7 protein-coding genes are annotated in these 22457 nt (G+C 64.2%); 5 read left to right on the top strand and 2 right to left on the bottom strand.

The window, feature by feature from the left end; all coding sequences use genetic code 11:
- Positions 1–17: 17 nt before the first annotated feature.
- Complete coding sequence (locus L4G42_RS05715) at positions 18–12881, bottom strand: BapA/Bap/LapF family large adhesin (protein ID WP_272905092.1); 12864 nt, start codon at positions 12879–12881, stop codon at positions 18–20.
- 621 nt (positions 12882–13502) lie between these two features.
- Here L4G42_RS05715 and L4G42_RS26260 point away from each other — a divergent pair.
- A complete protein-coding gene (locus tag L4G42_RS26260) occupies positions 13503–13994 on the top strand; it encodes a helix-turn-helix domain-containing protein (RefSeq protein ID WP_419789335.1) in 492 nt (163 codons plus the stop codon).
- A gap of 65 nt (positions 13995–14059) precedes the next feature.
- Here L4G42_RS26260 and L4G42_RS05705 read toward each other — a convergent pair whose 3' ends face one another.
- Positions 14060–16015: a putative bifunctional diguanylate cyclase/phosphodiesterase gene (locus L4G42_RS05705; protein ID WP_237260620.1), complete on the bottom strand. Its 1956-nt coding sequence runs from the start codon at positions 16013–16015 to the stop codon at positions 14060–14062.
- A 430-nt stretch (positions 16016–16445) separates the two neighbouring features.
- On the opposite strand from L4G42_RS05705, the gene L4G42_RS05700 reads away from it, so the two are divergent.
- From L4G42_RS05700 to L4G42_RS05685, 4 genes are all read left to right on the top strand, one after another.
- Positions 16446–16727, top strand: a complete 282-nt coding sequence (locus L4G42_RS05700; RefSeq protein WP_237250998.1) for a hypothetical protein — start codon at positions 16446–16448, stop codon at positions 16725–16727.
- 670 nt (positions 16728–17397) lie between these two features.
- Positions 17398–17622: a DUF6555 family protein gene (locus L4G42_RS05695; RefSeq protein ID WP_237250999.1), complete on the top strand. Its 225-nt coding sequence runs from the start codon at positions 17398–17400 to the stop codon at positions 17620–17622.
- Positions 17623–17758: 136 nt separating this feature from the next.
- Positions 17759–19108, top strand: coding sequence for an APC family permease (locus L4G42_RS05690; RefSeq protein ID WP_237251000.1), 1350 nt, complete (start codon positions 17759–17761; stop codon positions 19106–19108).
- 502 nt (positions 19109–19610) lie between these two features.
- The gene (locus L4G42_RS05685) at positions 19611–22451 is read left to right on the top strand and encodes a type VI secretion system Vgr family protein (RefSeq protein ID WP_237251046.1); all 2841 of its coding nucleotides are present in this window, start codon (positions 19611–19613) and stop codon (positions 22449–22451) included.
- Positions 22452–22457 lie beyond the last annotated feature (6 nt).

Here is a 22457-nt window from a genome sequence, read left to right as displayed (position 1 = left end):
GCCAGAGGGCGGGCTGATCAAACGACGTGAATACCGTTCTGCACCCACAGATGATGGGTTGGATCTTCTTGCGGCGTGTACTGGGTGTAATCGACGCCATCGGCCTGTTGCGCACCGCCGGCGACCCAGGTGTTGCTCATGTGCACGCTGTCTTCGCTGCCCCCCTTGATGATCAATGTACTGTTGTCCGCCGAGGTAATGGACACCAGGTCCGCCAGGCTGATGGTCAGCGCGACGGCACTGGTGTGGTTCAAATCCAGCACCTCGATGTTGTGGATCCGGCTCTGCAGATCAGCCAGGTTGATGGTGGCATCGCCCCCCGCCCAGAGCAGCGTGTCGGTGCCCGTGCCGCCATCGACCGAAGCGAAATGCTGGTCGGCGATGATCAGCGTGTCGTTGCCGGCGCCGCCCTGGAGGGTGACCGCGCCGCCATGGGACCCGTCCAGGGTGTCGTTGCCCGCCGTGCCCTGAATCAGCTCGGCGCCGGTGGTGGCAACGGCGGTGGCGCTGTGATCATCGACATTCGCTACGGTGGACAGCGCGGCGAACGAGGTGCTGGCCATGGCACCGGCCTGTCCCAAATCAATGGTCAGCGTCGTCGTGTCGGTGGTGCCGTTGGGGTGCTTGAGCTGATAAGTGAAGACGTCTTCGTGGCCGATGACCGCATCGGTCTGCCCCGGCGTCAGGGTGTAGGTGTAGCGACCGTCGGCCTGCACCAGCAACGAGCCATAGGTGCCGACAATCGTGGTGCCGTTGTAACCCGGCGTCACGTAACTGCCTGCCGCCAGCACGTTGAGCACGGTGAACGCCGAGCCCAGCACGTCAGCCCCGCCGCCGGCGATGTCGCTGAGCAGATTGCCCGCCACCGTGGTGTAGCTGCCGACGACAAACTGATTGGTGTACGTAGCGTCGTTGATCAGGCTGGCGTTGACGGTGCTCAGGACACCGATGCCGGCCGAGCTGATTTTCACCTGATAGCTGCCCGCCGTCTGGTCGTCGAAGCGGATGCCGTAGTTGCCGCCGCCCAGGTTCGCCAGCGAACTGCCGCCATAGCTTTTTACCAGCACGTACTGGTTGGTCGTGGTGTTGAGCTTGTACAGGCCGACGGTCAGCGACCCCAGCAGGCTCAGCAGGTTGCTCGAGTTGACCACCACCGTCAGGTCACTGACGGTACCGGCCGCCACGCTGGTGTTCCACGAACCGTTACCGCCGCCGAGTACCGGCACGTTAAAGCTGCCCAACGTCGAGTTGGTGATGACCTCCTTGTTGACCAGGGTGATGTCGCTGACCGCGATGTCGTTGGTGGCGTCGACCAGGAAGGCCGGGCTGGCCAGGTTGCTGTCGCTCCACACTTCGGTGGCCTGCGGGCTGTCGATGCGCACATACAGATTGGCCGTGTCGCTCAGGCCGTTCGGATGCCCCAGCTGATAGCTGAAGACATCCACTTTGCCGACGCTGGTGACCGCCCCATCAGGTCTGTAGCTGTAGTTGCCGCTGGCGTCGATGGTCAGCGTGCCGTATAGGCCTTGCACCGTCACGCCGGCGCTGGCGGTGACGTAGCTGCCGTTTTTCAGTACTTGCAGCACCGCGCCGTTGTCCGGGCCGGTCACATCCGCCTGGCCATCAATGCCCGGGTTGGTGATGACGTTGCCGGTCACGGCGGCACCGGCCACCCCGTTGAACTGGGTCAGGCTGGTGACATCCAGCTGCAGCTGCGTGGTGACGCTTGTCAACACGCCGATGCCGGTGCTCGACACGACCAGCCGGTAATCGCCACCCAGCAAGTCGCCGATATTCACCCGCACGCCCTGGCCGGTGATCGCCACCAGGTCGAGCAGGCCGCCGTTGCCGTTGACGTCCAGGGTGACCCAGTTGCCGCTGGCGTTCTTGACCTGCAGCGTGTAGACCACGCCGTCGAGCAGGGACACCAGGCTGCCGGTGGTCAGCGTCAGGGTCGGGTCAAGGCTGGTGCCGCTGTTGACCGTGAACACAAACGCCTTGGAGAACCCGGCCAGCAGTGTGGTGAACGAGTCCGCAAAATTCTGCGTGGTCTTCACCGGCACCAGCGTGACCGACGCCGTGGCGAGGTTATCGCTGGCGATCACTGGGGCGTTGACGTCGATGTCCGGGGCGGTGACGTTGGCCGCCACCGAGAGGTTGCCCTTGATGTCGGTGAGGCTGACCAGCAGGGTTTCGCCGTTGATCTGCGCAGGGGCGAGGGTGACGCTGAATACCCCCGTGGCCCCGACGGTGCCCGTCCCGAGCACTGCGCCGCCGGTGGATTTGATCTGCACCGTTGAACCGATTTCCCCGCTGCCGATGACCGTCAGGCCATCCACGCTGACCAGCAGCGCACCGGGTGCAGCAGGGGGTGTCAGGTCAGGCGCAATAGCGCTTGCCGAAAGCGATACGTTACCCGCGGCATCCGCCTGGGTGATGCTCAGCACCTGGTTGTTGATCTGAGCGGCGTTCAGCGCCACCGAGAAGCTGCCGTTGGCGGCGACTGTCGTGCTGCCGAGGACCGCGCCCAGTGCATTGCGCACGGTCACTGTCGAACCGGCAACACCGGTGCCCGTGACCACCGAGCCGCTGGCATTCACGGCCACCGCTGTCGGTACGCCCGGCGCCGTGATGTCCGCAGCCAGAAGGCTGGCGGCAGCAGACACGTTGCCCGCGACGTCGACCTGACGCACCGTCAGCGCCTGGCCGTCCAGCTGTGCCGCATTGAGGGTGAGGTTGAACGTCCCGCCTGCGCCCACCGTTGTGGTCCCGAGCAGGGTGCCGGTGGCGTTGAACACATTGACGGTCGCGCCGGCCTCACCGCTGCCGCTGAGGGTCAGGCCGTTGGCGGCCAACAACAGGGCCGAAGGTGCATTAGGGGCCTGAAGGTCGAGGGCGGTGACCGTCGCGACGACCGACGCATTACCTGCTACGTCCGCTTGCTGGACGCTCAGCACCTGACCGTTCAACTGGGCGCTGGAGAGCGAGACGACAAACCCGCCCGCCGCATTGACCACCGCGGTGCCGAGCAGCGTACCGGCCGCGTTGGTCACGCGCACGGTCGCGCCGGCCTCGCCGAAGCCGGAGACCTGCAGGCCCGCAACATTCAGCGCCACATTGGTCAGCGCAGCGGGCGGCGTGGTGTCGACAGCGCTGAGGTTGGCGAGCAACGAGACGTTACCGGCGGCGTCACGCTGACTCACCGTCAGCACCTGGCCATTGAGTTGCGCCGCCGACAGGTTGGCGTTGAACGTGCCATCCAGTGCGACCGTTGCAGTGCCGAGTACGACGCCGAGGCTGCTGCGCACCGTAACGGTAGCGCCGGCTTCGCCGATGCCGCTCAGCACGGTGCCTGCGCCATTGAGGGTCAGTTGCAACGGTGCATTCGGTGCGGTGATGTCGGGTGCGGTGACCGGCAACGTGGCCGACTGCAACAAGGCGGTATCGGTCTGATACGCGTTGAGCACCTGACCGTTGGCTTGGGCCTGGCTCAGCGTCACGCTGAAGGTCCCACTGGCATTGACCACGGCAGTGCCGAGGGGCGCACCGGCGGCGGTGGTGATGGTCACCGTTGCCCCGGCTTCGCCACGACCGGTCACCACAGTGCCGGTGGCGCTGACCGCAAGATCACTGAGTACCGCCGGCGGCGTGGTGTCAGCGGCCAGCACCGCAGCCGGCAGTGATGCGCCGCCTGCTCCGGTGCTGGCCGTCACGCCAAGGCTTTCGCCATTGGTTTGCGCGGTGCTGAGGGTGACGCTGAACGTGCCGCCCGGATTGGTGGCCGCCGTCCCGAGCACGGCGCCCGTCGCGCTGTATACCGTGATGGTGGTGCCGGTTGCGGCACTGCCGGTGACGCTCAGGCCGTCGGCGCTGACCAACAGATTGGTCGGCGCATTCGTTGGAGGCGTCACAGGAACGGTGAGGTCGATGGTGCCGGAGGCATTGCCGCTGGCGTCCGTCTGGCCGGCCGTCAGAACACTGTTGGCCGTGATGCCGGGAACCAGTGTGACCACGAACGTGCCATTGGCCGCGACTTGCCCGCTGCCGACGGTTGCGCCCAAGGCGTCTTTCACGGTCACCGTCGCGCCCGCTTCACCACGCCCCGCCAGCAGCAAATAATCGGCGCTGATGGTCAGGTTGCTGACCGCATCAGGCGCCTGGGTATCCGGCACTTGGTAGGTCAGCGGCGCCGAGTGGTTGTTGGCCGCATCCGTCGCGATGACCGCGATGTATTGCCCGTTGGTCTGCGCCGGATTCAGCGTGATCGAGTACTGCCCCCCGGCATTGGCTTGGGCAGTCCCCAACAATGTCCCGTTAGCGGACGTCACCGTCACAACGCTGTTGGCTTCGGCCGTGCCTTGCAGGATGGTGCCGTTGCCGGTAAGCGAGGTGATGACGGGCACCGCTGGCGGCGTGCTGTCCGGCGCGATGAGCGCGACCGGCGTCGAATCGTTTTGCGCTGCGTCGACTTGCACCACCGACAGCGACTGGCCATTGAGCTGCGGAGTCGACAGCGCAACGCTGAACGTGCCGTCTGCCCGCACGATGGCCGTGCCAAGCACCGGCGTGCCCGCCACCGAAACGGTGATCGTAGCGCCGGCTTCTCCGCTGCCGCTGAGGATCAGACCGTCCTGGCTGACCGAGAGGTTGGTCACCGCCGCCGGGTCGGTCACGTCGGCGGCCTGGTAAACCACCGTGCCGGAGACGTTGGTGGCAACATCGGTCTGGGTCAGATTGAGCTTCTCGCCATTGAGCTGGGCGGCGCTCAACGCAACGCTGAATGTCCCGTCGGCCTGCACCGTGGCGCTGCCGAGGCTGGCGCCGCTGGCACTGGTCACTTTGACCGTCGCGCCGGCTTCACCCGTACCGCTCAGCGTCAGGCCGTTGGCACTCAGCGTGGTCACCACAGGCAGCGCCGGGGGCGTAGTGTCCGGTGCCGTGACCGGCGCGCCGGCGGACGGGTTGCCCGCGGCATCGCGTTGCACCACCGACAGCAGCTCGCCATTGATTTGCGGCACCGACAGCGAGACCGCGAAATTACCATCCACCCCGACCACGCCCGTGCCGACAATGTCGCCGGCGGCATCGGTGATCAACAGGCTGGCACCTGCTTCACCGCGGCCGCTGACCACCACGCCAGTGTTATCGATTTGCACGTTGGTGACCGCTGCGGGCGGCGTCAGGTCGGGTGAAGCAACGGAAGCCGCTGCCGAGGCATTGGTGGCAGCGTCGGTGAGCACGACGAACACGGGCTGACCGGTGTTCTGCGTCTGGGTCAACGTGATCAGGAATTTGCCATCGACGCCCACGGTGCCGGTGCCGACTTGCGTGCCATCGGCCAAGGTAATGCGCACCCCCGCGCCAGCTTCGCCGCTGCCGCTGAGCACGCTGCCGGACGCATTGAACTGCAGGTCGGTGGCGACCGCTGGGGGCGTCAAATCCGGGGCGATGACCGTCGCGGGCACACTGACGTTGCCGGGTGGGTCGGCCTGCTGAACGCTCAGTACCTGGTTGTTGATCTGCGGGGTGGAGAGGGTGACGCTGAACGTGCCGTCCGTCAGCACCAGCGTGGTCCCGAGCAGGGTGCCGCCGGCATCGCGCACGGTGACAGTGGCGCCGGCTTCACCGGTACCGGTCACCACTGCGCCTGCCGCGTTGATGCTCACGTTGTCGAGCTGATCGGGCGGGGTGAAGTCCGGCGTGGTCAGGCTGGCTTGCGGTGACACGTTGCCGACGGCATCGCGTTGCACCAGCGTCAGCACTTCGGCGTTGGTCAGCGCAGGGACCAGCACCAGGGTAAACGCCCCGGTGCTGCCCACCGTTGCGGTGCCAAGCACGGTGCCGAGGTTGTTGGTCACCGTGACAATCGCCCCGGCTTCACCGCGGCCGATCAGCGTCGCGCCATCGCTGGAAATGTTCAGCTGGGTCAGGGCGAGCGGCGCCGTGGTGTCGACCGAGGTCAGGCTGGCGGGCAGGGAAATATTCCCGGCCGCATCGGTCAGGGTTACCGCCAGCAGTTCGCCGTTGGCTTGTGGGGTGGTGAGGTTGAGCTGGAAGGTGCCGTCGATGCGCACGCTGCCGGAGCCGACCAGGGTCCCGGGAGCGTTGTACACGTTCACCGTGGCGCCGGGCTCACCGGTGCCCGACAGCACCGCGCCGTCTGGCGTCACCGCCAGGGCCAGCGGTGCATTCGGGGCGATCAGGTCTCTGGCGGTCAGCGCGATGCTGGCGGATTCATTACCGGCGACGCCGGTCTGGCTGATGCTCAGGGACTGGCCGGCAATTTGCGGCGCGTTCAGCGTCAGCGAGAAATTGCCGTCGGCGCCCACTTGGCCGGCGCCGAGGATAACCCCGCCAGCGCCCAGCACCGTGACCGTCGCGCCCGCTTCGCCGTGGCCGGTCAGGGTCAGGCCGTTGGAGTTGAGGGCTAGATCGGTGAGCGCCCCCGGGGCGGTGACGTCCGCGGCCAGGTAACCGGTGGCCAGCGAGTTGACGCCGTCGCTGGAGGTGGCGATGGCCGAGAGCGACTCGCCGTTGAGCTGCGCGGCATTGAGCTGCGCACTGAACGTGCCGTCGCCATTGACCAGCGCCGTGCCCAGCAGCACACCGGATGCGGTGCGGATGCTGACGGTGCTGCCGGCGTTGGCGGTACCGCTCAGGGTCAGCCCGTCTGCACTGAGGGCCAGATTGAGCGGCGCAGGTTCCGCGAGATTGCCGGGGGCAACCACTGTGCTGGCATCGGAAGGATTGCCGGCGGCGTCGGTCTGAACCACGGTCAACGTGCCGCCGGCCACTGCCGCTGGGTTAAGGCCCACGGTGAAGCTGCCGTTGGCCGCCACGGTCGCAGTGCCCAACGCGTTGCCACTGGCATCGCGCACGACCACCGTTGCACCGGCCTCGCCGGTACCGCCCAGGGTCAGGCCATCGGCGCTGACGGCCAGGTTGCTGGCAGCGGCGGGCGCGGTCGTGTCGGCGGCTTGATAAGGCGCCGCCGCCGAGACATTACCGGCCGCATCAGTGGCCGTCACGCTGAGATTCTGGCCGTTGAGTTGAGGGCTGGACAGGTTGACCTGGAACACCCCATTGGCCCCGGCGACGCCTGAACCCAGCACGTTGCCGGAGGCATCGCGCACAGTGACGGTGCTGCCCGCTTCGGCATTCCCCGCCAGTTGCACGCCGCTGCCGCTGAGCAGCAGGGCGCCTGGGCTGTCCGGTGCAGTGAGGTCGACGGACGTCACGTTCACCGCCGTCGACACGTTGCCGGGCGGATCTTCCTGGGTGACGGTCAAGACTTCGGCGTTGATCTGCGCGGCGTTCAACGTGACGCTGAACGCGCCATTTGCGGCCACCAGCGCCGTGCCCAACAGGGCACCGCCGGACGTGCGCACCGACACCGTGGCGCCGGGTTCGCCCCGGCCGGTCACGGTCAGGCCGTCGGCGTTCACCGACACTTGGGTGAGGGCGGCGGGCGGGCTGATGTCCGGCGCCGTGAGGTTTGCCGACGGCGAGACGTTACCGCTCGGGTCGGTCTGGCTGATGTCGAGGGCCTGGCCGTTATTCGGCGCAGGGGCGAGGGTCACGGTAAAGGTGCCGTCACTGGCCACCAGCGCGGTGCCAAGCAATGTGCCGCTGGCGTCGAGGACTTTCACCGTTGCGCCGGCCTCGCCGGTACCGGTGAGCGTGCTGCCGTTGGCGCTGATCAGCAGGTTCTGCGGCAGGGCCGGCGGGGTAGTGTCCACCGTCGTCAGGCTTGCACCGGCCGAGACATTGCCCGCCGCATCGGTCAGGGTGACGGTCAGCGGGGCGCCGGTGGTGACGGCGTTCGGCAGAGTGACCTGAAACTGGCCGCTCTGGTTGACGAGGCCGGTGGCGAGGATGTTGCCTGCGGCATCACGAATGGTCACGGTCGCGCCGGCTTCGCCGAGGCCGTTGACCACGGTGCCGACGTTGTTGATGGTCAGACCCGTCGCAGCGTCGGGCGCCGTCAGGTCGGGTGCGATGATGCTGGCGACCTGTGAGACGTTGCCCGCCTGATCGACCTGGGTCGCCGTCAGGGGTTGCGCGTCCAGTTGCGACGGGGTCAGCGCGAGGGTGAAGACGCCGTTGCCCGCGACGATGCCGGTACCCAGCACGGTACCGCCACTGTTTGTAATGGTCACCGTCGCACCGGCTTCACCGCGCCCGGTGACGGAGCTGCCATCGGCGTTGATGGTCAAACCCGCCGGGGCTTCGGGCGCCGTCAGGTCGTTGGCAACAACCAGCGCGGTGACCGAAGTGTGGCCTGCGTCATCGGTCGAGACGACGTGCAAGGTCTGTGCATTCAATTGGGCGAAACGCATCAGGATGCTGAAGCGGCCCAGGCTGTTGACCCTGCCGCTGCCCAGGCTGACGCCGTTGCTGTCAAGGATGGTGACCGTGCTGCCCGCCGTTGCGGCGCCGGTCATGATGAAACCGTCGGCGCTGATGGACATGCCGCTGGGGGTCGCCAGCTGCGTGCCGTCCGGCCCTGCGAGGGTGACCGCGTTTGACGCTTTGCCACTGGCGTCGGTGCTGATGACGTCCACGTTGGTGTTGCTTGCGGCAGGCGGATTGAGGCCGATGACGAACGTGCCATCCTGGCCAACGGTGCCAGTACCGAGCTGCTGGTTGCCCGGTCCGCGAACGGTGACGGTGGTGCCGGGCTCGCCGATGCCGGAAACGCTCGCGCCGTCCGGGCTGATCGCCAGATTCGTCACATCGACCGGTTGGGTGGTGTCAGGTGCGAGCACCTGGGTTGCCAGCGCGTCGTTGGCACCGTCGGTCGCCACCACTTGCACCGCTTCGCCGTTTCTAAGGATCGGCGCAACGTTAAAGGTGAAAACCCCGTCAGCCCCGGCAACGGCAGCGCCGATCTGAACGCCATTGGCGTCGAGGATTTTCACCGAGCCGCCGGGTACCGTGGTGCCAGTCAGCAGGCCATTGCCGTCGAGCGTGAGGTCGATGACAGCAGGCGGTGCAGTGATGTCGGGCGCCGCGACAGAGGCGGGCGGCGAGGGCAGGGTGCTGGCGTCGGTCTGGGTCACGCTCAGCAGTTGCCCGTCCAGCTGAGCCGGACTTAGCGTCACCGCAAAGCTGCCGTTGGTGGCGACGGTGGCCGAGCCCAGCAGGGTCCCGCTGGCATCGCGCACTTGAACGATGTCGCCTGCAACGCCTGTCCCGGAAACGGTCAGGCCGTCATTGCTGATGCTGATCCCGGTGGGTGCGTCCGGCGCAGTGGTGTCCGGCGCGGTGAAGGAGGAAGCAGGGGAGATGTTGCCTGCCGCGTCGGTCTGCTTGGCCAGCAGCACCTGGCCGTCGTCCTGGGCCGAGTTGAGCAGGACGTCAAAGCGACCGGTCGTATCAGCCGTGGCGGTGCCCAGCAGGTTGCCATTGGCGTCCCGCACGTTGACCGTGGCGCCGGGCTCACCCTGGCCGCTCAGCGTCAGTCCATCAGCGCTCAAGGTCAGGGCGGTCGGGGCGTCGGGCGCCTGGATGTCCGCTGCCTGCAATGGCGTAGCGGGAGAGGCCAGCGTCGACCCATCGACTTGTGTGACGCTGAGGGTCTGGCCGTTGATCTGCGCGCTGGACAAGGTGACTTCAAAGCGGCCGTCACTGCCGACCACGGCGCTGCCCAGCGTGCCGCCGAGGGCATCCTTGACGGTGACGGTGGCGCCGATCTGACCGTTCCCGGTGACGATCAGACCGTTGGCCGACAGATCAAGGTTGGTCACAGGTGCCGGCGCGCTGAGGTCCGGCGCAGTAATCGAGGCGGGCACCGACTGGTTGCCCGCACTGTCGGCCTGGGTGACTTGCAACAGCTGACCGTCGGTTTGCGCCGCGCTCAGGGTCAGGGAGAAGCTGCCATCGAGGCCGGCCTGGCCGCTGCCGATGACGTTACCCGCAGCATCACGCACCGTTACGGTGGCACCGGCTTCACCGACCCCGGTCAGGGTCAGGCCGGTACCGTCGAGGGCAAGGTTGGTCAACGCAGCAGGCGCCTGGGTGTCGGGCGTGACAAAGCTCACGGTGGCGGGTGCGCCGCCGCTGCTGTCGCTGGCGCTGATCAACAGGGTTTGTCCGTTGTTCTGCGGGCTGTTCAAGATCACGCTGAACTGGCCGTTCGCGGCCGCAACGGCGGTGCCGAGCACGATGCCGTTGGCGCCGGTGACGGTGATCGTCGACCCGGCCTCGCCGGTACCCGTCAGCGTGGTGCCGCTGGCGTCGATGCTGATGGCGGACGGTTGCAGCGGGCCGTCGAGGTCCGGTGCGTTGACTGGCGCGACGGGTGATGGATTCCCGGCGGCGTCATTCAGGACCACTTGCAGCGCCTGACCATTGGTTTGAGCGGAAGCGAGGTTAACGGTGAAGTTGCCGGTCGCGGACGTTACGCCGGTGCCGATGACATTGCCTTGGGCGTCGCGTACTGAAACGGCCGAGCCCGGTTCGCCCCGGCCGGTGAGGGTCAGTCCGTTGTTGGCCACGCTGAGATCAGTGGCGGCAGAAGGACCGGTGATGTCGGGCGCGGTCACGGGAACGGTGACCGAGCTTTCGCCCTGACCGTCGACCGCGACCACGTCGACCACTTCGCCATTGGCCTGGGCCGGGTTGAGTACGACGGTGAAGCTGCCGGTGCTGCCAACCGTCGCACTGCCGAGCAGCACGCCGTTGGCATCGCGCACCTGGACTACCGACCCGGCGCTCGCGGTGCCGGTCAGCTGGGTGCCGTCGGCATTGATGACCAGACCGGAAGGCGTCGCCGGCCCACTGGCGTCAGGCGCCGTGACTACCAGCACGGGGGACGGCAGGCCTGCGGGGTCGGTCTGGGTGACTTGCACCAGATCGCCGGGGTTGACCGGCGGTGTCAGGGTCGTGGCGAAGGTGCCATTGGCGCCGACAACCACAGTCCCGATGGGCGTGCCATTGGCGCCGACGAGGGTCACCGTCGCGCCGGCTTCTCCTTTACCCGAGACCTGCGTGCCGTCCGCGCTGATCACCACATCGGTGACTTGGTCGGGTGGCGTGGTGTCGGCGGCGGTCAGCTCGGCCGAGGCAGAGTTGCCGGCCGAATCCGTGGCGCTGACGTTGAGCTTCTCGCCGTTGGTCTGCGCGGTGTCGAGGGTCACGCTGAACGTGCCATCCAGACCGGCGCGGGTGGCGCCGATGACCGCGCCCGACGCATTGCGCACGAGCACGCGAGAGCCCGCTTCGGCTCGACCGGTGAGGGTCAGGCCGTCAGCCGACAGGACGAAATCCGAAGGCGCCGCCGGCGGCGTGGTGTCCGGTGCCTGCACTGGAACGTTGGCGGAGGTGTTGCCGGCGGCATCGGTGAGGGTGACCTGCAGCGACTGACCGGCGTTTTGCGGCGCGTTCAGGGTGATGTTGAACAGCCCGTCAGTGCCCACGACGGCGGTGCCGAGCACGTTGCCGTTGGCATCGATGACGCTCGCGGTGCTGCCGACTTCGCCACGACCGCTGACGATCGAGCCGTTGCCGCTGATGGCAATGCCGGTCGGTGCATCGGGCGGCGTGACATCCCCGCCGGGTGGCGTGACGTCGATGTCCGGCGCCTGTGCCTGGGCGGGTGGGGAGACGTTGCCGGCGGCGTCGACTGCATTGACGGTCAGCGACTGGCCGTCGGTTTGCGGCGGATTGAGGCCAAGACTGAACGTACCGTCCGTCCCGACGGTGCCGCTGCCCAGCAGGGTGCCATCGGCGGCGCGCACTTGAATGGTTGCGCCGACTTCGCCGGAGCCGGTGATGCGCGTGCCATCGGCGCTGACCACCAGGTTGCCCGGTGCATTGGGCGCGGTGGTGTCGCCGCCCGGTGGGACGTCGATGTCGGGCGCCAGCGCTTGAGCAGGCGGGGAGACGTTGCCGGCGGCGTCAACCGCATTGACGGTCAACGACTGGCCGTCGGTTTGCGCCGGGCTAAGGGTAAGGCTGAAGGTGCCGTCCGCACTGACCACAGCGCTGCCGAGCAACGTGCCATCGGCGGCGCGCACTTGGATGGTCGCGCCCGCTTCACCAGTGCCGGTCAGCACGCTGCCAGTGGGATTGACCGCCAGATTGGCCGGCGCACCGGGAGGTGTAATGTCTGGCCCTGGAGGCGTTTCACCCCCGGGTTGGCCGCCGTCGGTATCGGGCGTCGTTGCCTGAGCGGGGGGCGACACATTGCCTGCGGCATCGGTGGCGCTGACTACCAGCGGCTGGCCGGTGGTTTGCGGCGGATTGAGGGTAAGACTGAAACTACCGTCCGGCGCCACGACGCCGCTGCCGAGCAGGGTGCCCGCGTTGTTTCGAACCTGAATGGTCGCGCCCGCTTCACTGGTGCCGGTCAGCAACGTGCCGTCGGCACTGACAAGCAGGTTCCCCGGGGCCACGGGAGCAGAGGTGTCAGCAGCGTTTCCACCGCCGCCCCCACCGCCGCCACCACCTGCGACGCCGCCCGCTGCCGCCGCACCGCCGGCGCCCAACAGGCCTAGACCGGCGAACGCCCACGTCGGGGTCGCACCGCTGACCACGCCGGTGTCTGCGATGAGCTCATCGAGGGAGTTGACTTCGTCGAAGGTAAAACCGTTGAAGGACTGGGTGTCGTACTGAGCCTGCCAGAGGGTCCCGTCTTCGGCCTGAAACACCATGTCGCTGTTGGGGCCATCCGGCGCGGTGTTGAAAAAGTTGGCGACTTTGATGTGTTCGCCATTCTTCAAATTCACCACCAGGTCTTGCCCATTGCGAGAGACCGAAGCAACTTGGCTGGGTGGAACGGGCATTTGAACAACTGACGGTGAATTAAGTGAAAGATCTCCCCAGGTTTTGGCAGTAAGTTCGGAGGTTGCTTTATTGGCTACAACAATATTGTCCATTCTGACAGTCCTTTTCTTCGCTTTTAGCACTACAACAACGCGTTTAATGGCGTGTCATACCAGCCGCCTGATTCATTGAACCAGGCGCAACTTTGTTTCTTATTTGGATGAAAGCCGTTTGCCAGTAATCTAGATTGGATCCACCCAATATCAATGGAAAATAGTTTGACGATTCGCTAAATGGCAAATTAAGGATTTCGTAATCCGTTGATTCAGATGGATATATCTTGAGTTAGATGTCGATCTACCGGTCGTCGGCACGCTTACGCAAATTTCTCCGTATGGGGGTGGAAAACGTTTGCGTTATACCGGCTCGGTTAATCAAGGACTAACAAGGGCTAACGGGATTTGGCCTCTCTTGAGAGGCCCATTCACCTGGATGCCCGACCGGTGGGGAGATGCCCCATTTTTATCTGATAAAAGAAGATCGAAGGAGAAGGCGTTTTTGAAAAACGCACACAGGGATGCCGGCCAAATACTTGTTCGCTCATGTTGCAAACGCCGTAAGGTGGTGAGTTCCCCCCGTACGAGGCTATTTCGCTAACCCAGGAAGCTCGCACTCCAGCCCCCCATTGCACCCACCGGTCCATCGTGTGGCGTTAATTCAGCAGGAGTTTGCTCATGGAAAAGCTTGGCATGCGTTTAAGAAAAGAACGCAAACGGTTAGGCCTGACGCAAATCGCGTTCGCCAAAATTGGCGGCGTCGAACCTAACGCCCAGGGTCATTACGAAAGTGGCCACCGATCACCCAAGGCCGATTACCTTCAGCGCGTGTGTGATGCTGGCGTGGACATGCATTATCTGTTCTCCGGCAACACCCTGCTGGGCGCCCCGGACAGACTGGATCCTGACGATCAGTCGTCTTCGGGCAGGACGTTCCCCGGCAATAATCGCGAAGTGATCATTTCAAATCGCAGTGCGGTCGGCATTCTGGGCACGCTGCACCAGACCCTCAACGACACGACGCAGGTCATCGCCGACGTCGCCACTTCGTTCAGCACGCGCCACCAGGACATCCGCGAAGAGCAGTTCGCCGCCCAGGTGCGAGACTTTCAGGAAGACTCGCGACGTTTCATTGGCCTGGCCATGATGAAAGTCCGGCACAGCGCCTGATCGGCAACGCCCGTTGCCATCCTGTCAGCGGCAACAAGCGCTGCTGTTCCCTTCACCGAACACACTCACAAAGCGATCGCCGCCGCCGTCACGCTCGGCGTTGAGCCGACCCACTCCAGGGTCTGCTCAAGGGGCATCGGCCGTGAGAACAGGTAGCCCTGAACCAGCGTGCAGCCCAGGGTCCGCAACGCTTCCAGCTCCGCTTCGGTTTCAACGCCTTCGCTGACGCACTGCAATTCCATGTCCTGACTCAGCGCCAGCAGTGATTTGACGATCTTGAAACTCGCGGCGTTCTGGTGAATGTCGGTGATGAACGAGCGATCGATCTTCAGCTTGGTCAACTGCAGGGCATGAAGCTGGCTCAGGCTCGAATATCCGGTGCCGAAGTCGTCCAGGGAAATGCCGCAGCCCAATTTACGGAACGCGTTGATCGCCCGTTGTGCCTGCACGAGGTCTTTGATGACGGCGGTTTCAGTGATTTCGAGGTCCAGCCGCGAGGCGTCGAAACCGCTCTGGCGGATGACCTCGATCAGCTGTTCGACAGCGTCCATCGACGAGCAATCGTGAGCCGACAGGTTGAACGCGAGCCTGACATCGGCAGGCCACAACTGCGCCGCGTGCAGGGCTTTTTCAAGCAGCGACGGCGTCAGTCGGTTGATCAGGCCAATCCGCTCGGCCACACCGATGAAGTGCCCCGGCGCGACGCTGCCCAGCTTCGGACTCATCCACCGGGCCAGCGCTTCGAATGCCACCGTGCGCGAGGTGCGGATGTCGACGATCGGCTGAAACACCAGGGTGAGTTCTTCAGCAACGTTGGCCTGGCGCAGGCCCTGCTCGGTGAGCATGTCGCGCTTGAGGCGCTGATGCTGACTGGCCGAGAACAGGCACAGCTCGCCGGGTGCTTCGCGCTTGCTGGTGTAGAGGGCGTAATCGGCGAATTCGTAAGCCTCGGTCGAGGTGCTCGCCAGGTCCGGAAACACCACGAGGCCCATGGAGGCGCTGATGCTGACCTGAATGTCGCCGATCACGAAGGGCTGGCGCATGGTGCGGCACAGCGACTGGCCTAGTTTGATCAGGTCGCTTTCGTCACCGGCCTTGACGACGATCAACCCGAACTCATCGCCGCCCAGCCGGGCCACGTGCAGCTGCTCACTGGCAAACGCCCGCAGCCGCTGGCCGACTTGGCGCAACAGCTTGTCGCCCACGCCGTGGCCATAGGAGTCGTTGATCGGCTTGAACCCGTCCAGATCGATCATCCCCACCGCCAGCCGCGTGGCGTCGTCCCGGGCGTGTTCAAGCGCATGGTCGAGCAAGGTGAAAAACTGTCGTCGGTTGGGCAGGCCGGTCAGGCTGTCTTCGTTGGCCAGCCGTTGATTGTCATCGCTGAGCTTTTCCGTGCGGATCTGCATGTTCACCAGCCGGGTGAACTCGCCGTAATGGTTCTGCAGAACCACGATCATGGCCAGCGAGACGAGGAACACGTTGGCGGCCATGGCGGTGTACGTAGCGTTGCCGGCATTGGCAAAAAACGCCACGAAGGCGATGTTGACCACTGCCGTTGTCATCATCGCCGAGGAGGGCAGGTGCATCAGGCAGAAGATGCAGACGATCACCGTGATCGCCATGTAGAAGGCCACGTGGGACTTGGTGTACGTGTCGCCATAGGGAAACAGCAGCAGCGCCCAGACCGTGAAGCCGAGCGCGATGACCACCGTGAGCTGGTTGGTGCGGGTCAGTTTTCTGAAGATCTGCTCAGTGGTGATGGGCTGACGGCGGCTTTGCCACCAGAGGACCGCTCGCACGGCACCCACCAGCGTCAACAGCAGCGGGATGTAGACCGTCAGCCATAGCGGAGCGATGCCGTAATGGGTGGCCGCAAGGGCCAGGGTGTTGATCAGCAGGATCACGTACATCATGGGCAGCTGTCTGGACAGCGCAATGTATTGCGCTTCCATCAGTCGCGTATTGTCTTGCTGGACGCAGAGCAGCGCCTTCAATCGATCTAGAAACGTAAATTTCATAAATAAGGACCCAACGCGCGCCATTTCAAAAAAACGACAACCCCACAACTTGCAGCGCTGCAAAACGTTATGACTGTTCCGGGCTATCGGCGGCCCAGTGAGATTCTGTAACGGCAGGGGGTGTGTCGCTCGGGAGTTTTGTCATCGTGGGTCTTTTTTGGCGGGGCCTTTAGGGAAGCGTGAGGCGAAACGTGAGCCAGCTTGCTACGTGTCGAGTTGCTGTGACACTGACTAACGCCTGGAGTGAATGTCCTAGGGCATGGTTTAGCTTCACTCAGCCTTGGTGGACGAGCGGCATAACGGGCAAAGCGGCGGATGGGGCCGAATCAAAGCGGCGCTCCGATCGGGTTTGGTCGCTGGAATCATTCGCTGCCGCCCCAGTCAATGCTATTGGCCATCCTCAATCACGATCAGAACAAGGTGCACTTTCATGTTTGCGCGCGGCGATGTTTATAACGAGTGGACGCAGTTACCGGCGAGCGATGAGAACTATACCGAAGCGGCGGAGAACGGCTGTCAGCTGGAAGTCCGGGCGCGTGCCAATGGCGACGTAGTCGAAGTACTGGTATGCGTGTATGCCGCGGATGGAGAACGGGTGGTTGAGCATATGGAACGTCTGCCAGGTTCGGAATGGACCGTCGAGCACGGGCTCGAACGCGGACGTGATCATGCCGAGCGCATTGCCGCAGGTGAATCCGTGGGCCTGCCATAACTGACGGTCAACTAATCCGATGGCCTTCGACGTTTGATCGTTGAGAAGCTTTGATGAGTTGCGGATGAGTGGCGCGTAGCGTTAGTTGTCGACGCTCTGCACCTATTCGAACGAATGAGTTGCGTCTGCTGATGCACTCAATGCATCTCTTTGGTTGATGGGCGAGTTCAAATAAAGGGTTCAAACAGGCACTCAGCCGCTCGTCCCGAAATTTTAAATTCAGGATGAACATCCAGTGATCTCATACGGTCAACTTTTTACCGGGCCGTTGTAAGGCCTGTTTATTGGCATCCCTTGTATCAATGCCTTCACCACCCAGTTAGAACGCGGCACGAAGCCGCCCCTTGAAAGCCTGAGGCCTCGATATGGAGACTTTCAATGCGGTCATCCCCTGAGAAGAACCTGACCTGTTCCCGTCCGACCCCGGCGTTATCGGACTCATTGGCTGCACCGCGACTGATGATGGGCTTTACGGCGGATGGGTGGGCGGACCCCACCGGCCGCGCCCACATCATGCACCTCCGTCAACCCTCGGCCCCGGGCACCCACATTCGGTCCACAGCGCCACCGGCGGATCCCTAGTCTGCAGCTCTACCCCCTGCGGTGAGTCAGTCGTCCACCCAAGCCGGAAACCTGAAACGAAATCGACCCTGTGAACGAGATCAAGACCATGCAACATACCCAACACTACCGCATCGAATACCTTTTCCATGGCAAGCCACGATGGTTCTACGTGTGCGCCACGCAAATGGACAACGCTGAGGCGTGGCACTGGGCTGCGGTGGATGCCGGTGTCGCCGACATCCCCAAATACCGGAGCGACAGAGCCATCAAACTGTCCAAGCCCAAGGCCGAGCGACTGGGGATAGATGCGGTGAGCTGGAAGCCGGCTTAAGTCAGACGTTCTCCGCAAAGCGGGGACAGATTTATTGACGGTGAAGGGTTGTCGATAAATCAGCCCCTTAAATCCCGCCAACCGGGTCAGCCTTAAACTCAAAGCCCGAACACCGCCACATCGCCGGAGCCAGCCCATGACATCACACTCGCCACAACCGAGCCGAGCACTCAAACGCGCGGTCACCGGCCCCATGCTCCTGCTTTTCATCCTTGGCGACGTACTGGGCGCCGGGGTTTACGCCCTGGCCGGGACCATCGCCGGTGAAGTGGGCGGGGCGATCTGGGTGCCGCTGCTCATCGCGCTGTGCTTCGCCATGCTGACCGCAGGCTCTTACGCCGAGCTGGTCACCAAATACCCCCACGCCGGCGCCTCAGCCGTGTTTGCCGGCAAGGCATTCAAGTCGCCCTTGATCTCGTTTCTGGTGGGCTTCTGCATGCTGGCGGCGGGCGTGACCAGCGCGGCGGGGCTGTCTCTGGCGTTCGCTGGCGACTACATGGCGCCCTTCATCGACCTCCCACCCCATATCGTGGCGCTGATCTTCCTGGTGGTCATCGCCTTGCTCAACGCGCGCGGCATCAAGGAATCACTGTCCGCCAATCTGGTGATGACGGTGATTGAAGTCTCGGGCCTGCTGCTGGTGATCATCGCGGCCGTGTGGTTTTTCCGCTCCGGCGACGCGGATTTGTCCCGCGCCGTGCAATTCAAGGAGGGCGTCAACCCGGCGTTGGCCGTGCTCGGGGCGGCGTTACTGGCGTTCTATTCGTTTGTGGGCTTCGAGACCTCGGCCAATCTGGCAGAGGAGGTGCGCAACGTGCGCACGGTCTACCCCCGCGCGTTGTTCGGTGCGCTGCTGATTGCCGGGGCGATCTACATGGGGGTCGGCATCGCAGCCGCCTCCGTCATGCCCATCGAGCAACTGGTGCATTCCTCGGCACCGTTGCTGGAAGTGGTCAAGGCTTCGCATCTGGGCATTCCACCAAAGCTTTTCGCCTTCATTGCGCTGGTCGCCGTGGCCAACGGCGCGCTGCTGACCATGATCATGTCAAGCCGTTTGGCGTACGGCATGTCGCGCCAGGGCTTGCTGCCAAACGCGCTGTCGAACGTGCTGCCGGAACGCCGGACGCCGTGGGTGGCCATTGTCGCCACGTCGGTGGTCGCGATCATCCTGACCCTGACCGGCTCGCTGGCAACATTGGCGGAAACCGTGGTCCTGCTGCTGTTGTTCGTGTTCATCAGCACCAACCTGGCGGTGCTGGTGTTGCGGCGTGACGTGGTCGACGCTGACCATTTCCGCGTGCCGACGTGGGTGCCGGTGCTGGCGATCGTGTCGTGCCTGATCCTGCTGACGCAGCAGAGTGCCGAAACCTGGCTGCGTGCCGGGGCGCTGATGCTGGTGGGGGTGGCGCTGTATTTCCTCGCGCGAGTGGGCGGGACGCGACCTGCGTTCAACACCCATCTGGCGGATGCCGACGCCGAGTACTGATCGGGCGCCATGGGATCGGCGGCGCAACGCCGCCGATCCCTGCCGGACCTTTGAAAACCCTGTCGCACCTCCCACTGCCCTGTAATTACCCATCGCCATCATGCGCAATAAGTTGCGCAGTCTATTGGCGCTGATTGCCCGCTCAACGCTCTGCAGGCCACGTCGTTCGTGGTCTGCAGAGGAGTGCGCAAGAACTTGCGCAGGGGTGCGCAACTTCTTGCGCACATTCCCCGGGATTTCTAACCGAACATCACCCTGACCCCGCAAGAATCCCCCGCAAACCCTTGGGCCATAAGGCCCGCGGTCCTTCTGGCACGGGCCTTGATATCTCCGTCGTCCTCTGGATACGCGAATGACCCTGATCGATCGCGATTTCCAGACCGCGGAGAGCACCACCGACGCCAGCAAAGGCGAGGCGGTTCGCTGTCCTTCCACGCATTCGCAGCCGCTGATCGCTCCCTTTGCATCGACGTCTGCCGCAACAGCGCATAAGGAACAAGGGATGTTCGCACCGGCCAACCAAGCCCAATTCAGCCTGACCCTCAATGGGCAGGACAAGCTGTTTCAAGTGCTGTCTTTCACCGGCCGCGAGCGCCTCAACCAACCGTTTGAATTCGAGCTGGAGCTGGTCAGCGAAAAGGCCGCGCTCGACCTTGAAAGCCTGCTGCACGGGCAGACGTTTCTGCAGCTGGCCGAGGACGGCACCGGGGTTCACGGGCTGGTTTACAGCATCGCCCAGGGTGATGCGGGCAAGCGCCTGACCCGCTACCGGATTTCCCTGCGACCGCAGTTGGCTTACCTGGCGCACCGGATCAACCAGCGCATTTTCCAGCAGATGACGGTCCAGCAGATCATCAGCCAGGTCCTGAAAGAGCACGGCATTCTCTCCATCGATTACCGGTTCCAGCTCGGTGCGACCTACCCCGAGCGCGTCTACTGCGTGCAGTACGACGAATCTGACCTGCATTTCATCCAGCGCCTGTGCGAAGAGGAAGGCATTCACTTTCATTTTCAGCACAGCGCCAAGGGCCATTTGCTGGTGTTCGGCGACGACCAGACGGTGTTCCCGAAACTGGCGCCGGTGCTCTATCAGCAGGACACCGGACTGGTCGCCGGCGCCCGGGTGATCAAGCGCTTCGGCCTGCGCATGAACACCCGCACCAGCCGCACCACGCGGCGTGATTACGACTTCACCAAGCCGAAGTTCCAGCTGGAGAGCACAGCCCAAAGTGCGGCCGTCCCGGACCTCGAAGATTACGACTATCCTGGCCGTTTCGCCGATCGCGAACGTGGTCGGCATCTGGCCAATCGCGCACTCGAGCGCCACCGCAGTGACTATCGGCTGGCCGAAGGCAGCAGTGATCAGCCACGGCTGGTCAGCGGCCACTTTCTCGCCCTCACCGGACACGCCAACCCCGTGTGGAATGACCTGTGGCTGCTGACCGAGGTCTTCCACGAGGGCAAGCAGCCGCAGGTGCTTGAAGAGGTCATCACCAGCGACGTCACTGACCTGAAAAGCGATTTCCATCAGGGCTATCGCAACCGTTTCAGCGCCATGCCGTGGGACGTGCACTATCGGCCACCGCTGGAGCATCCGAAACCGAAGGTGCTGGGCACGCAAAGCGCCGTGGTCACCGGGCCCGAAGGCGAAGAGATTTACTGCGATCAGCACGGCCGGGTGAAGGTGCAGTTTTTCTGGGACCGTGAAGGCCAGCACAACGACAAGACCAGCTGTTGGATGCGCGTGGCGTCGAACTGGGCCAGTCAGAACTTCGGTGCGATCAACCTGCCGCGGGTCGGCATGGAAGTCCTGATCACCTTCCTCGAAGGCGACCCCGACCAGCCCCTCATCACCGGTTGCCTGTACCACGGCGCCCACTTGCCGCCGTACAAACTGCCGGACTTCAGGACCGTGGCCACGGTCAAGAGCAAGGAATACAAGGGCAGCCGCGCCAACGAATTGCGCATCGATGACACCACCAGCGAGATCAGCATTGCCCTGCGCAGCGACCATGGCGCCAGTGCCATCAATCTCGGCTACCTGACCCATCCGCGGCCCGCCGGCGGCCAGCCCCGGGGCGAAGGTTTCGAGCTGCGCACCGATCGCCACGGGGCCGTGCGCGCCGCCGCAGGTTTGTTGATCACCACCGAGCCGCGTCCCAACGAATCGAAGCACCACAAGGACCTGCCGGAAACCGCCGAACGCCTGGCCACTGCCGCCGATCAACAGGACGGTTTCGCGCTGCAGGCCAAGGAATTGCAGGCCCAAGAGCCCGGCGATCAAGATGACGTCGCCAAAGCCCTGCACGCCCAGCATCAGGGCGTGCTCGGCAGCGGCCCGGCGAACAAAAATGCCAACGAGTTTCCCGAGTTCACCGAACCGCATCTGGTCCTCGCCAGCCCGGCCGGCATCGCCCTGACCACGCCACGTTCAAGCCACATCGCCACCGGCGAACACCTGGCGTTGAGCAGCACGGGACACACCAGCTTTTCCGTGGGTAAACGCTTCTTGGCCAGCGCCAGCCAAGGCATGCGCCTGTTCGTGCAAAGCCTCGGCTGGCGTCTGGTTGCGGCGTCCGGCGACATCGACGTGCGCGCCCTGAAGGACAGCATCAACCTGCTGGCCAAACTCAACATCACCGCCAACGCCGAGCGCATCACCCTGACCGCTAAAACCGAGCTGGTGATCCAGGGCGGCGGCAGCGCCACCACTTACAACGCGGGCGGCATCACCCACGTCACCACTGGGCCGTACACCGCCCACGCGGCCAACTTTGCCTACACCTCGGCGAAAAACCTCGCGGGCGTGTTCCCCGAGCCACCTAAACCGGGCGAGGGCGACCTTCAGTTGTTCAACCAGTACGCGGGTCAGCAAGGTATTCAGGGCGGCGGGTTTGAGGTGATCGATGCTTTGGGCCAGCGGCTCAAAGGATCCCTTGATGCCAAGGGGTTCGCGACTGTTCCCGGTGCTGCACCCGGGCCTGGAAGAGTGGTCTTCGGCAAGGACCCGGCGGACACCTGGACGGAAGACAGCTTCATCGGCAAGCCCGAATGGCCGGTCATGCCGCCAAGTGCGGGGGATGTTCCGGCACAGTTAGAGGCGTCGGTGACTGAGGGGCTGCCGAGCAAGAACTGGGATGTTGCGCAGGTGATGACGGCCGCGGTTGACACTGGCGCGGCGGGTTTAGGTTTGCCAGCGCTTGCTACTGCGGCTCTGCCGATCGCTTCAAGCCTTCTCACTGGGGTCATAAAAAGCGGGAAGCTTGCGAGCCTGCCAGTGCCGACGGTGGACGAAGGCTTGCTTGAGGTGCCGGGCCTGTTGGACGGCGAGAAGTTGTCATGAGCGCGG

The organism is Pseudomonas petrae, from assembly GCF_021728295.1.
Taxonomy (GTDB): domain Bacteria; phylum Pseudomonadota; class Gammaproteobacteria; order Pseudomonadales; family Pseudomonadaceae; genus Aquipseudomonas; species Aquipseudomonas petrae.
The sequence above is the reverse complement of the archived record's forward strand: the minus strand, read 5'-3'. Positions and strand labels throughout refer to the sequence as shown.